The following is a 12934-nucleotide window of genomic DNA, read 5'->3' as shown; positions in this document are numbered from 1 at the left end:
TAAAATGTACATGTAGGTCTTTTACAATTAAATACCCATACCATATTATTCCACAACATAGATTCTTAAATGCTTTCTTTTGCACTTTATATCACCTAACATCTTCCTGATACTAGTGCATCTTGCTTTCGTGTTTTCCATAACCAGAAGGAACCATCTCTTTGATTTATGCTTGCAGCGACTACAAGGCGAACAGGGACAAACTCCTTGACACACTTGCTCCATATACTAACCGTTTTCTAACTTGTATATAATCAATGTCTAATTATACACCCCCTTAAAACTTGTCAACTATTATTTTAGAAAATTTTTTAGATTTGTAATAATTTTTGATAACGAGCTCCATACATGAATTCTTGTTTATTTTAAATTTTGTTTTTGTTATAAGTTCGTTAATCCTTCTGCAAGCAAGATAATATTAATTTAGCAAAATATATTACTCAATATATCAATTGAATTAACCATTTCCAGCGTTCAAAACCAAGGGCGGTGAGAATCGTTCGTTTTGGGGTAGCTTGGTCTACCAAACGATACATACGAACTTTTTAATATAGTGATTTTGCTATACGCTAAAACTAGCCATATTAGCCCATTTCACCCACATCTACATATGAACTAGTTTGCCTAATTTTATTGCAAAGATTTCAAACTTCTATTTTTACAACCTCATTTTTACGCAACTTGTTCTCACAAATATACGATCTATTTTTATCTTTTTGAACAGAGTAAACATTTAAAATCTTTATGACGCTGAGGAGTATTGTATTTCCTGTAAATTCCAATAAAATTTTTGTATCTATTAATATAGAAAATGTTTTTCTTGAAGTTTTTTTATCCTTGGCAATTGTTAGGTTGCTGTTTAATTCTAACTTTTACATAATACCATATATGGGCCAAGAACGTCATACTACAGAGGTTGTCCAGAAACGATTTTTTGTTGGATAGCAAAGATACATGAAGTGACAGCAGGAGAAGACAACTCTCTAAAAAATATGAAAAATTATACTTGCATTAGCTTTTATTCATGCTAATTATGTACATAATATATCTATAGATTGAGGGATTATGATATTAGAATATATTTTAGGAACTAAGCAAGTTCATGCAAATGGTGGATTAGCTACTGAAGAACAGCACATGGAACGTTTTGGTCAGCAAACTCTGGAGCCTAGTCCATCATTGTTAGATCAAGAACAAACTGATGACTGGCATGAGTCCGTTGTTGAAGACAACAATACTGTTGTTGAAAGTTCTTTTATTCCAGAGAACTCAATTTTAATGAATTTAGTAAATCTGTTAACTGAGAGCGAAAAAGCTTCGATTGATGAATTTCATGACAAGATGGAAAGTATAATGAAAGAGTTTCATGAAAATAGATATGAAAATTCTGCAAAGGTCACTCTAGAAAAGATGGAACATTTAATAGATGAATATTTGAAAAGAAAAATAAAGCTAAATTTACGCCGTGATCACTATGAATGTAGTGTGTCGAATTTTATATTAAAAAAAATAATTGACATTGCTAATGCTAGCAGTGTTATGCGTATAACTCCTACTACTAGATCACGTTATAAGGACAATGGGGAGGAGGCAATAGATGAGTGGGAAGAGGCTTTAGAACCTTTATTCAATATTGTCAATAAGCTACTATTAGCAGGTGCAAAAATAGAGTCTGATTTTTACAATGACGGAATGATAGATGAAGCTATGTACGGAAGTGATGAACCTATTTTTACAGAATGTAAAAAAATTAAGGACGAATTAAAAAGTATCGCATACAGAGGTTTAGTAAACAAAAATGAACAAGTTAAAGATAATGATCTGAAAGTAGAAATAGATAACAATCTTGTTCTTTTCATGTGGCCACAAAACAGTATCGTTGAAGTTGCAAAGGTTATGAATAGTAAGGTGAATGAAAATTTCAGTATAGAAAGTAGCATCTTACAGATTGGGGAAAGTATAATAAGAGTTGAAAGCATAGGAAAAAAAAGAAATTATACAGATGTCTTAGGAGATAGCATTGAAATGTCCTTTACCACTGAAGTAGGAGAGATTAGTATTCATCTGTGTCCTGGTGATAGTAATATAATAAAAGTAAAGCTTGATGGAGAGAACCAGGAGAAGTTTGACAAATTAAAAGATCAATCAAGTTTAGGGGAAAGCTGCTTTTTAGGAGGAAAAAGTGTTCTACAAGCTGTTAACGATAAAGGTTTTGAAAGAAACGGTAGAATACTTATAGAGTCAGCTGAAACTATTAAACAATCAAATTTTGTAGTGAAAGAATCAGGTGTTCCATCTACTCTTATGAAGCCAATCGATAGTTTAGACCAGCTGCAAAAGATGGGAGCTTCGAAAGAAATAGTAGTGTGTTAATGAAGTCAACTAAAATTAGTAAACAAAAGAAAGGTCTTGGAGGGGTAAAAAAATTGATGTATCTTCAAAGTAAGATTTTTTGAAGTATAAGCCATACTCTCAAGGTGAGAAGAAATAGTAGGGGGATAAGTGTTGACTTAATAATTTAGAGATTCTTCTAAAGAAATTATTTTTCTCTCTTGATGTTTATTCTTTTATAGGTATAGCCTTTTGTGTTTGATTGAATTGACTTTTGTGATACCTACAGAATTTCCTTTATCAGACCCACCACATGATTCAGCGGGAGAAGGGCTATCAGGAACATTTATCTCTTACGCAATAACTTTGGAGTTCTGGAATCGTTTCACATGTATGTTTAAGATTGTCAATATTTTTATTACATAGTTAAGTATCAGTTCCTGTAAAACTAGTTTACCTTAATTCTTTGTTTTAAAGTATTGGTTTTCTGGCACATAGTCTTTTCCATTGCCTATTGCTTTTGTAAATTAAGATTCTAAGCCGTAAAACTTCTCCAGTTGGTCACTCCATAACATTGGTACTTCTCTTAAATAAGCTAGCTTCAAATCTCTTGGCTGTCTTCCATTTACTATGTCTTCTTTAATTTTGGGAGCTAAATAATTTAATCTTAAAATTTGTTGTATACGTCTTGTACCTATATTAATTTTGGCACTCAGCTCTTTCACACTTCTATACTTTCCCTCTTCTAGTTGCCGTTTCCACAGATGGGCTCTTACCACTGCTTTGAGTAACGCATTGTTTGCTTTCCCTTCTGGTTCTACTACCGTGCATTTATTTCCTTTCTTTTTTATTGGTATAAATGTTTCCTCTGACTCAGAATGTACCTCTATTCCATCTTCTCTTATCATTACTCCCTTTATTAACTTTTTCACTACTTCTTTCTGCTTTCCAAAACTTAAATTTTCCCATTTTTCTTCGGTCTTTTCTCTCCAATTTTCATATATCTGCTCCGCTTTCCTCATCACTTCTTTTTCTACTTCTCCTGCTATTACATTTCGGTTTTCTGATTCACAACCTTTTCCCCTTAAATGATTGTTGCATACGTAATATCGATATCTCTTATTCTCCTTTTTTGCATATGTCAGTGTCATATTCACATCACAGCTCTTGCACTTAATTATTCCCCTAAGCAGTGCTTCCTCATATTTTGCTTTTCTATATGGTTGATTCCTTATCAATTCCTGCGCTTTTTGCCACTTTTCTTCTTCTATTATTGCTTCATGCTTTCCCTCATACTCTTTTTCATAATGTTTGATTTTTCCCATATATATTGGATTTGTTATTATTCTCCTTACCGTCGCTTTTTTAAAGATATCTGATTTTGTCCGGTATCCTTGACTATTTAACTCCCTTGCCAATTCTGCCATTGACTTCAGCTCCAAATATCTTTCAAATATATGCTTCACTGTTTTTGCTTCTTTTTCATTTATTATTAATTCCTTATCTTTTACATCATACCCTAGCGGCAAAGTTCCACCCATCCATAAACCTTGTTCTTTTGATGTTGCTATTTTGTTTTTTACTCTCTCCACTATCATTTCTCTTTCTAGCTGTGCTGCTCCTGATAATACCGTTTGTACAAACTTTCCCATTGGCGTATTATTGTCAAATATCTGCGTTACTGCTACAAAATTTACTCGGTGCCTTCTAAAAAATGATGTAACTTCTATGCTGTCTTTTGTTTCCCTTGATAGCCTATCCAGAGTATATACTACTACACAATCTATCTCTCCTCCTTTCACATCTGCAAATAATTCCTTTATCGCTGGTCTTTCTAAATTCTTTCCTGAAAAGCCTCCATCATCGTACCTTTTTGCCAATATTACCCAGCCTTCTCTGCTCTTTATGTACTTTTCACATGCTACTCGCTGCGCATCAAGACTATTAAACTTCTGCTCTAACCCGTCTTCATTTGACTTTCTTGTATATATTGCGCATCTCACCTCTTTTAGCATTCTCTCTCCTCAATTTCCACTTTTATCACGCATCCCAAATAATAAAGGTCCATTGTAACTCATTCCCATTATTTCCCCTGCTACTGCTGACAATGACGTATAAAACTCTTCTCTATAGATTAAACCCTTATCTGTTACCATTACTGCGTGAGTCTCTTTCCCTCTCTCTAATATTAGCTCTGTTCCCTCTACTGGCAGTTTATCGCTACTTATTCTTTTTCCTTTCTCTAGCCGATCTGCCAGATAATCTAGTCTTTTCGTCCCCTTTCTTGACATTTCTCCATACGCTTTTTCCTGTATTCTATAAGCTAATCTTGGTATCAGGTATTTCTTTGAGTATCTGGGCGCTTCTTCTCCATATACCTTCTTCCATATTTTTCTCAGCTTTTCCAATGATTCTTTCTCTAAATCCTTTACCTTACTTTCTATTTCTTCCTCCATATTTTTAGCCTTTCATAAATAACTTTTCAATTCTGTCTGTTTCTTTCTTTAATACCTCGGTTACTTCTTTACTATAATCCATTGCTGTCATTCCAAATTTATCTGCTTGCTCTATTTCTCCTCCAGCCTTCACTAGCTCTTTCACTATTTCTTTTTCACCTACCATACATGCAAGGTGCAATGGAGTACATTTACTGCCATACTCTTCAGCATTTACATTCCCTCCTGATTTTATCAATTCTCTCACGGTTTCTAGGCGTTTCTCCGTTACCGCTAGGTGCAGTGCTGTGTATCCTTCTACATCTGCTGCATTCACATTCGCTCCTTTTTCGACTAATAACCTCACTGTTTTTGCGTCTACTGCATAATGTAAAACCGTTCTTCCCCTTTTGTCTCTTTCATAAATACTTTTAAATGATTTCTCTAATAATCCTTTTGCTGACTTATTAAATTTGCCAAGCTTTAACATAATCCACCTCACCTTTTCTTTAAATTTTAATCCCTCTTTTAAGCATTCCTTTTCGCTACCTCATCTATCATTTCGTTCACTTGGCTCATTATCTTGCTTGCTAAATTTTTACATTCCTCCTTTATTAGTGATTTGTCTCTCTTCCTTATTTCTCCTATCTCTATTATTTTTAGCTCCGGTAAATAACTCCCATTCAACATGTCTGCTATTTCTCCCACTAACCTCTCTATTCCATAGCATGTCAGTTCTCTACTTTTTGTTACTCCTCCTTTTTCTCTCAAAAATTTACTTGCCTTTTCACTCTCTTTGCTATCACATAGACGATACTTTTCACTTTCCCAGATGTAATACATTGGCGTTGCACCATATTTATTCAGTTGATTAACCTCAGCTCCTGCCTTTACTAGCTCTTTTATTATTTCAACTCCTGCTCCTCCCATCTTGCACGCAGAGTGGAGTGGCGTACATCCACTGACATATTGAGTGGCATTTACTTCTGCTCCCGACCTTAGCAGCACTTTTACATTTTCTAAGCTTTTCGCAAATACTGCACAGTGTAGTGGCGTATAACCATTTTTATCTCTTGCATTAACCTCTGCTCCTTTCTTTATTAAGAACCTCACTGTTTTGTAATTGGAGATTTCTACTGCTTGATGTAATATCGTCTCTCCTTCTTCATTTCTTTGATTAATATCGTTACTTGATACTTCTTTAAAAAACTTACTAAAAGATTCTTTCTTTACCTCACTAAAACTCATTTCATACCTCACAAAATTAGCTTTTCTAGCGTCAGATAAATTTCTTATATTTACCTGCTGCTATTCAAGTCATGTCCTTTTTAGCATGAGAAAGCAAGTCCTTTTCTTTTTATTTCATACATTTTAACCTATTATTAATATAATATATGAGCATCTAAATATAAGTACTTAACTTATTATAGATATTACTTGACTATTTTTCCAACTTCTGTGCAAATGTCGATGTTCGTGCCACTTCAGTACTCCCGGGTAAAATACTAAAATGTGCTTTTCTAATTCGTGTATTGAGTCTTTTTGCTCTGAATCCAAATCATTTTTATAGTAAACGTTGTGTTCTGCTATAACGTATCCTACTATTTTCTGGTCAATGAAATTCTTTGTTTGATAAAAATGAGTGACGCTAAACCTTTCTAAAATTTGCTCGTATTTTAAGTTCCATAGTTGTTCAGATAGTTTACTACTTCCCAATACAAATTTATTCCCTCTTTCCTCCACGCTACTAACTGGAAAGCACTCATTTATTTCTCCTAAGTTCCAACTGTCCGATAATACTATCTGCGCTTTAGCAAATTTAATCGATGGTAATAAGCTTTGAGTTAGAGGATATAGTGCTTTTAAGTTGTACCACAAATGATCTCTTTCATAGATGCCTTTATAATCCCTTGTGTGAGGCTCTGTTTCTCCAAGTACTGCTACATCTAAGCGATATATGTCATTACTAAATGCTTGCTCATAATGGTTACGTAGATAGTTTTCTATAATCCTAATAACTGGACCACTAGACCTGAAAAAATTTACTCTTCCAAATGATAACACTGGTCCATCTTTTTCTATTTTTACCCCTGAATAATCAGAAAGAAGATCTCCAAATAAACTCTCATCCAATATAAATCTCTGCACATTATAATAATCGTTAAAAATCCTCATCAATCTGGATCTTACAGGCAGTGATAGTTTTGCCAGCTCTACTACTGCATCTACGAAGAAGTCATTTGGTACCTCTTTTATCCCTACTTGCAACTCAAAAAAGTGTTTACCGGGTGGCTCCTCGATAATTGTAATATCTTCTATATTTGCCCATTTTAATGCTATTTTTAGTGATGCTGGAGTTCCTCTCAGTCTTTGAAATTTTACTCCTTCTACTACAGCTTTTCTTCTATCTTTTATCCAACGCAGTATTTCTTCTAAACCATATTCTTCTATTATCCACGGTAGTATTTCATCTTTAAGACTAAACTTAAACCCTCTGATACAGCTTGGATCAACCTTATAATCTATTGCATCTACTAGCGCTTTCTCCTGGTTTGTTGCATTTGGTGGCAATAACATTACTCAACCTTTAACTTTCTTAATGCAGCGCACTCATTTCCTAGTACTACAACGTCCTCTTTTGGCTCTATTAATTCCACATTTTCTACACCATCTACAAATAGATTCGCTATTATCCACGATCTTGTTACACTCCACCCTAATCTTTTTGCTAATTCAAACCTCTCAATAAACTGCTTCTTGATTTCCTCCTTTGATATTATAGGACTTATACTCATTCTGCTGTGAATATCTATTTCCATAATATTGCAACCAGTCACTGTTACTGCATCTGTTAAAACCCTTATATCATCTCTAGTAACTTGCTTTTTTACAATTTCAAGTAGCTCTTCTGACACTATGCCAGTTGTGGATAATTGTGTTGATAAGATTGAAATTTGTACTTTCCCTGGTATAGGTGATTCTACTAATGCATCTTTTACTCTTCTATCTGCTGACAGTGCGTGATACCTATAATACTCCTTGCTCCCACATGTGCTCCAACCTACTATCTTTGCTTTAATTCTTTTTCTAAATCGTTCATCATCTTCCCCTTTTTCCCTTTCTACACCATAAAACTCAGCTAAATTATCAAGATCTTCTCCCATTGCAAACTTCAGTACATTACTTTTTACTGCCTCATTTATTCTTTGTCTTAGTAACAATTCCCTCCATGCTGCTACCTCAAGAATCTTTATCGCTGGATCACTTTCAACTAATGCTGAAAAGGTTTCATCCCTACGGACCAATTCTTCCTTCATTCTCGAAAAGATTTCTTCATAACTTAGCTTTTCAATAATATTAGGTGTCTGCATTTCTAAACAACTACTCCACTAATATTTATGAACTTGCCTTCTGAAAGATAGACACCTTCTAAATTCAATGTTACTCTCCCTTCTTTTACTCCTTCAACTTTTACTTTTTCTAACTTAAATCTCTTTTCCCATTTTTCCAAAGCTTCTCCTGTTGCTGCATATATCTCAAGTGTTAAATCTCTATTTATTGGCTTATCCACCAATTCAAATAATCTTGACCCATAATCTCTCCTCATTACTCTGCTATTAATAGGGGTAGTTAAAATATCTACGACAGATTGCTTTAAGTGCTCTATTCCTTCTAACGCTTTTCCTGTTTTAGCATCCATACCCTTCATTTCTATTTTGCAAAAACGCTTTCACTGCCTTTTATTACTTTAAAATCACATGAAACTATATCTCCTACTCTTCCTACACTAAGACCATTTGCAAACACTGTTTTTGATCCTTGAATCATTACTTTTCCTTCACTAAAACTGTCTCCTTGTCTACACATTGACTTACCGTTTACAAAAACATTATTACTTCCGCTAATGCAGAAATGTGGTATAGCTTCTCCACAGTAGTCTCCTAACCTCACTATTCCTTTGTTCAATTTAAGTCGATCCTTTCTGCTTTCAGTTTTATTCCACTTTTTGTCATTTCTATGCTCGATTCCCCAGCTTTCAGTGTTATTTTATCTACTACTTCAATCTCTAAATGATGTTTTTCCTTATCATATAACAATCTTGTTCCATCTTGAAACTTCACACTATTTATTTCTTTTTTATTCTCTGGTGCAGGGTATTTTTCCTGATATATTCCTCCTAATACCACTCCTAATGATAGTTCACCAAGAGGAGAAAATATCATAACCTGTTCATCAATATCTGGCGGAGACCAATCTCTATCTTTTCCTGCTTTACTTGTTATCCACGGTAAATAATCTGTTAAAAATTCTCCTATTTTCACTCTTACTTTTGCTTTTTCATAATCTATTTCTTTTACAATTCCTATACGAATAACGTTTGCTAGCTTCCTATTCAGCTCTGAAATCGCAAAACTATGATCCAACATTTATATTTCCTACGTTTATTGTATGTGGTTTAATTTTCCCCTCTTCCCATACTGATTTACCTAAATGAAGCTGATGACTCCAATCAACCATCCACACTAAATATGCATCGAGCTCTGGCCTAAATCCGTCAATTTCCGCAGAGATAAATTCTCCTGGTGAAACATTTTCCACATTCCAAGTATTTTTATTTACTACTCTCGCAACCTCAGCAGCTAATGTTCTAACAACTACCGAGGAATCCTCTACTGTTCCATCAACTACAATCCTCGCCTCAAACCTGGCTTTCAATGCTAATTCATCAGTACCTGCATCTTTACCTGGTTCTAAACTTGTTAGTTCTACAAACACCGCTGGCGCTACTAATTCTTTTCTTATCGATGGATAAATTTCACACGATCAATCAACTTAACACCCCCTTCAACAACCAAAAAGAAATTACAGTTACAGATCCAACACATCCACTGTTTGGCAGAACTTTTCCCGTATCATCTTGCAGCTCAACAGTCTACAAAGGTGGTAATATATCTGTTATTTATCGTGATTACATGACTCTACGTATTCTGTTTTCTGCTACCAACTTGGCTGGCAAGCAAGATTTACTCACCAGTAAGTTCACATGGGATTCATTATACGAATTTGTTTCTCTAGCAAAGGGGTATAAATTATGCCATGTAAACCAAATCGGGTGTGGAAGAAAATGCCGCAACACTTCAAGTCAGAAGTCTTAGAAAATATATTACTAGTATCAAAAGAGGTTATTTATGAGTACATCAGAGCTAATCACAGTACAACATCTAGCACGCGAAGCAATAATTTACATCAGACAATCAACACCCCATCAAGTACTAAGCAATCAAGAAAGTTTGGAATTGCAGTATGCGCTGAAACAAAGAGCAATTGACCTTGGATGGAAAGCTGATAATATTGTAGTCATTGATAGTGATCTCGGTTTAACTGGTGCCAGTGCTGAAAAGCGTGAAGGATTTAAAGAAATTCTTGCTAAAGTCACTTTATCAAAAGTAGGGATTATTCTTTCCTACGATGTAACCCGCTTGTCACGTAATTGTTCTGACTGGTATCCATTACTAGACATATGTGGCTATAGACAGTGTTTGATAGCTGATCGGGATGGTATTTATGATCCTGGTACTATTAATGGTAGGCTGTTACTTGGTCTGAAGGGACAACTTGCTGAAATGGAGTTATCTACTATAAGAGCTAGACTAAATGCTGGACTACTAAATAAAGCAACCAGAGGAGATTTAGCCTTATCCCTTCCAGTCGGTTTCGTTCGTAACATTGATGGTTCTGTGCATAAGGATCCTAACCTTGAAGTTCAGCACCGTATTAAGCTTATTTTTGAAACTTTTTTAGAAAAGCGAACAGTAGCAAAAGTTCTGAGACATTTTAACAACAACCAACTTACCATTCCTAGGTATGACAAATTTAAAGAACTGCAGTGGAAAAAACCGACGATTACAGCAATTCGCTCAACACTAAAAAATCCAGCTTATGGTGGAGCATTTGTTTATGGTCGTTCTTGTACTACACGTCACAAACCATCTTCTGCTGACAAAACAACAAAGAGATTGCCAATGGAGGAATGGAAAGTCCTGATTAAAGATAAATATCCAGCTTATATAGATTGGGAAACTTTTGTAAAGATTCAGGGAATACTAAAAGATAATCATGCAGAGTATAATCACAATAGAACACGTGGTATAGCTAGACCAGGTGCAGCATTATTACATGGAATAATCTATTGTGGAGAATGTGGACACAAAATGAGAGTGAAGTATAAAAAAGGAAATCATTATTTATGCACGTACCTAAACCAACAATATCTTTCACCTGCATGTCAATTTTTATCTGCTGATATTATTGACAATGAAGTAGTTCCTAAATTTTTTGCAGCACTGAGTCAAATCGAGCTAGACGCCTATACTGAGGCTATTAATTCGCAGCTACAATCTGAACAAGCAGTTAATAAAGCTTATTTGCAACAATTAGAACGCCTGAGATACCAAGTGAGATTGGCAGAACGACAATTTAATCAAGTTGATCCTGATAATCGTCTTGTAGCTGCAGAACTTGAAAGACGTTGGGAACAAGCGTTGAATGAACTTAAGCAAGCGGAAATTACATTTGAACGTCAGTATCCAAGTAAACCGACTCCTCAATTATCTGAGGAACTGAAAACAGTATTTTTAGATGTAGGTAAGAAATTACCTAAAATTTGGCATGTTCTGTCACGTCAGCAACAAAAATCTTTTCTGCGTTGTCTAGTTGATAAGGTAATAGCACACCGGATCAGACGTGATTGCCTTCAAGTACGCATTGTATGGCATGGTGGTGAAACTACTACTTCTCATGTTCCTATTTCAGTAAACTCCTTTTATAAACTGAATAAAGCAACAGAAATGGAACAGTCTATAATAGAGTTGAGTAAAGAAGGTAAAACAGATGCAGAAATCGCTAAGTACTTAGAAAAACAAGGACATCGTTCTCCCTCATGCTCAAAGAATATCGTTTTGGAAAGTACAGTAGCAAATATTCGATTAAAAAATAATATTATGCGAGAAAAGAATAAAGCACAACCACTTAAAGTATCTGGATACCTTACTGTTACACAAATTGCAAAAATTCTCAATGTTACTAAATCTTGGCTTTATTATAGAATAAATAATGGCCAGATTAAAATACGAAAAGATGATAGTAAAGCCAAGGGCAAATATTTATTTGAAGATACGCCAGAGACTGTTAGAATCCTTATGGATTTTAAAAATGGTAAATTCAACAACACAAATTTTTTATAGGAGCATCAATATGTATAATCGCATGTCTGTATAGCCGGTATTTCTTCCTTCAGTGTGCTGCAAATTGCTTGATGTAAATCTTTCCAGAACTTTGTCATGCATATAATTTAACTCATGTAATGTATAAAATATTTTTCAAATACCTTTTCAACTTCATAATTAACAAGATTCCCTATTATCCTTGAAGCCTCAGGTTCGAGTGACAATTTAACTTCCTTTATTGGCAATGCTGCTCTTCCTTCACGCTTAAAAATACCGCTATTTCCTTTTGGCATAACTGCTGCAAATCCTCCTATAAACTCATGCTTTCCTACTTTCGATCCTCTTCTTGTTTTTTGTATCTTGCCAATTGTCGATGCTCTAATGTCATAGAGATTTGCTCTAATTAACACTTCTAATCTGCTAGTTTTCGCCTTAAAAATTCTTAATCTCTTTCTTATCAAACTTTTCTTTTCCTCACTAATTTCCTTAGCTGCTTGCGCTTTTAACCATAGTGCCGTTCTGTTTAATGCACTCACTATTGCTAATTCTATTTTTCTTCTTTTAGCGTTTACACTTTCTATTACCTTATTACTATTAACTTCTATATGAATAGACATTCTATACCCCAGATGCTTCGATTCGCCAGATCATTCCAGATTTATCTCTAAGTGGTGGTGAGTGCACCTTATACTTACAGTTACCAATAACGAAGATATCTCCTACCATTGGCTTTAATATATCAAAGACACTCACCTCCAAAATCAACATCTCCCTCACAAATTGTCCTTCACCAATCTCGTATAATTTATCTGGCTGTTGCTTTAATACTTGTACCATGTATGCCTTATTTTTCGACTCATACAAAGCTACTTCTCCTAGATGGGCAAAACAATCTTTAAATAATCGCTTAATACTCTCTTGCATTCTTCTATTTTATTCATT

General features: G+C 34.7%; 14 protein-coding genes and 1 pseudogene. 3 read left to right on the top strand and 12 right to left on the bottom strand.

From position 1 onward, the window contains the following. Positions 1–1065 precede the first annotated feature (1065 nt). Positions 1066–2373: a hypothetical protein gene (locus ABWU40_RS02940; RefSeq protein WP_353279385.1), complete on the top strand. Its 1308-nt coding sequence runs from the start codon at positions 1066–1068 to the stop codon at positions 2371–2373. A gap of 485 nt (positions 2374–2858) precedes the next feature. Here the strand turns inward: ABWU40_RS02940 and ABWU40_RS02935 are convergent, their stop codons facing one another. From ABWU40_RS02935 to ABWU40_RS02890, 10 genes and pseudogenes are all read right to left on the bottom strand, one after another. Continuing rightward, entirely contained in the window at positions 2859–4346 is a 1488-nt protein-coding gene (locus ABWU40_RS02935; RefSeq protein WP_264706662.1) for a recombinase family protein, read from the bottom strand. A 9-nt stretch (positions 4347–4355) separates the two neighbouring features. Further along, complete coding sequence (locus ABWU40_RS02930; RefSeq protein WP_264377080.1) at positions 4356–4787, bottom strand: DUF2924 domain-containing protein; 432 nt, start codon at positions 4785–4787, stop codon at positions 4356–4358. 4 nt (positions 4788–4791) lie between these two features. Next, positions 4792–5256 carry an ankyrin repeat domain-containing protein gene (locus tag ABWU40_RS02925; RefSeq protein ID WP_264377081.1) on the bottom strand — a complete coding sequence of 155 codons (465 nt, stop codon included), beginning with the start codon at positions 5254–5256 and terminating at the stop codon, positions 4792–4794. A gap of 38 nt (positions 5257–5294) precedes the next feature. Continuing rightward, positions 5295–6014, bottom strand: coding sequence for an ankyrin repeat domain-containing protein (locus ABWU40_RS02920; RefSeq protein ID WP_264377082.1), 720 nt, complete (start codon positions 6012–6014; stop codon positions 5295–5297). 168 nt (positions 6015–6182) lie between these two features. Further along, positions 6183–7343 (bottom strand): phage tail protein, encoded by a 1161-nt coding sequence (locus ABWU40_RS02915; RefSeq protein WP_264707707.1) that lies wholly within the window; start codon positions 7341–7343, stop codon positions 6183–6185. Further along, the gene (locus tag ABWU40_RS02910; RefSeq protein WP_264377083.1) at positions 7343–8137 is read right to left on the bottom strand and encodes a baseplate J/gp47 family protein; all 795 of its coding nucleotides are present in this window, start codon (positions 8135–8137) and stop codon (positions 7343–7345) included. The genes ABWU40_RS02915 and ABWU40_RS02910 overlap by 1 nt, the downstream gene beginning before the upstream one ends. 2 nt (positions 8138–8139) lie before the next feature. Next, positions 8140–8475, bottom strand: coding sequence for a GPW/gp25 family protein (locus ABWU40_RS02905; RefSeq protein WP_264706663.1), 336 nt, complete (start codon positions 8473–8475; stop codon positions 8140–8142). A gap of 2 nt (positions 8476–8477) precedes the next feature. After that, complete coding sequence (locus ABWU40_RS02900) at positions 8478–8732, bottom strand: PAAR domain-containing protein (protein WP_264707706.1); 255 nt, start codon at positions 8730–8732, stop codon at positions 8478–8480. Next, positions 8729–9193, bottom strand: a complete 465-nt coding sequence (locus ABWU40_RS02895; protein WP_015588267.1) for a phage baseplate assembly protein V — start codon at positions 9191–9193, stop codon at positions 8729–8731. Before ABWU40_RS02895 ends, ABWU40_RS02900 begins: the two co-directional genes overlap by 4 nt. Continuing rightward, positions 9180–9590, bottom strand: a pseudogene (locus ABWU40_RS02890) (hypothetical protein); the annotation flags it as partial. The pseudogene ABWU40_RS02890 and the gene ABWU40_RS02895, both read right to left, overlap by 14 nt. Here ABWU40_RS02890 and ABWU40_RS02885 point away from each other — a divergent pair. Next, on the top strand, positions 9572–9922 hold the full coding sequence (locus ABWU40_RS02885) for a hypothetical protein (protein WP_353279380.1): 351 nt from the start codon (positions 9572–9574) through the stop codon (positions 9920–9922). The pseudogene ABWU40_RS02890 and the gene ABWU40_RS02885 overlap by 19 nt on opposite strands. A gap of 33 nt (positions 9923–9955) precedes the next feature. Then, complete coding sequence (locus ABWU40_RS02880) at positions 9956–12010, top strand: recombinase family protein (protein WP_353279378.1); 2055 nt, start codon at positions 9956–9958, stop codon at positions 12008–12010. Between the two features lie 107 nt (positions 12011–12117). Here the strand turns inward: ABWU40_RS02880 and ABWU40_RS02875 are convergent, their stop codons facing one another. After that, entirely contained in the window at positions 12118–12609 is a 492-nt protein-coding gene (locus ABWU40_RS02875; RefSeq protein ID WP_265030467.1) for a phage tail protein, read from the bottom strand. 1 nt (position 12610) lies between these two features. Continuing rightward, complete coding sequence (locus tag ABWU40_RS02870; RefSeq protein ID WP_265030468.1) at positions 12611–12916, bottom strand: hypothetical protein; 306 nt, start codon at positions 12914–12916, stop codon at positions 12611–12613. Positions 12917–12934: the final 18 nt, after the last annotated feature.

This window comes from Wolbachia endosymbiont (group A) of Cydia amplana, from assembly GCF_964028495.1.
In the GTDB taxonomy this organism is placed as follows: Bacteria; Pseudomonadota; Alphaproteobacteria; order Rickettsiales; family Anaplasmataceae; genus Wolbachia; species Wolbachia pipientis.
The sequence above is the reverse complement of the archived record's forward strand: the minus strand, read 5'-3'. Positions and strand labels throughout refer to the sequence as shown.

Bases quoted from the DNA above. Each gene is read 5' to 3' on its own strand.
- ABWU40_RS02895 (WP_015588267.1), bottom strand. From the start codon at position 9,193: ATGTTGGATCATAGTTTTGCGATTTCAGAGCTGAATAGGAAGCTAGCA.
- ABWU40_RS02905 (WP_264706663.1), bottom strand. From the start codon at position 8,475: ATGAAGGGTATGGATGCTAAAACAGGAAAAGCGTTAGAAGGAATAGAG.
- ABWU40_RS02925 (WP_264377081.1), bottom strand. From the start codon at position 5,256: ATGTTAAAGCTTGGCAAATTTAATAAGTCAGCAAAAGGATTATTAGAG.
- ABWU40_RS02885 (WP_353279380.1), top strand. From the start codon at position 9,572: ATGGATAAATTTCACACGATCAATCAACTTAACACCCCCTTCAACAAC.
- ABWU40_RS02915 (WP_264707707.1), bottom strand. From the start codon at position 7,343: ATGTTATTGCCACCAAATGCAACAAACCAGGAGAAAGCGCTAGTAGAT.
- ABWU40_RS02880 (WP_353279378.1), top strand. From the start codon at position 9,956: ATGAGTACATCAGAGCTAATCACAGTACAACATCTAGCACGCGAAGCA.
- ABWU40_RS02910 (WP_264377083.1), bottom strand. From the start codon at position 8,137: ATGCAGACACCTAATATTATTGAAAAGCTAAGTTATGAAGAAATCTTT.
- ABWU40_RS02875 (WP_265030467.1), bottom strand. From the start codon at position 12,609: ATGTCTATTCATATAGAAGTTAATAGTAATAAGGTAATAGAAAGTGTA.
- ABWU40_RS02935 (WP_264706662.1), bottom strand. From the start codon at position 4,346: ATGCTAAAAGAGGTGAGATGCGCAATATATACAAGAAAGTCAAATGAA.
- ABWU40_RS02870 (WP_265030468.1), bottom strand. From the start codon at position 12,916: ATGCAAGAGAGTATTAAGCGATTATTTAAAGATTGTTTTGCCCATCTA.
- ABWU40_RS02930 (WP_264377080.1), bottom strand. From the start codon at position 4,787: ATGGAGGAAGAAATAGAAAGTAAGGTAAAGGATTTAGAGAAAGAATCA.
- ABWU40_RS02940 (WP_353279385.1), top strand. From the start codon at position 1,066: ATGATATTAGAATATATTTTAGGAACTAAGCAAGTTCATGCAAATGGT.
- ABWU40_RS02920 (WP_264377082.1), bottom strand. From the start codon at position 6,014: ATGAGTTTTAGTGAGGTAAAGAAAGAATCTTTTAGTAAGTTTTTTAAA.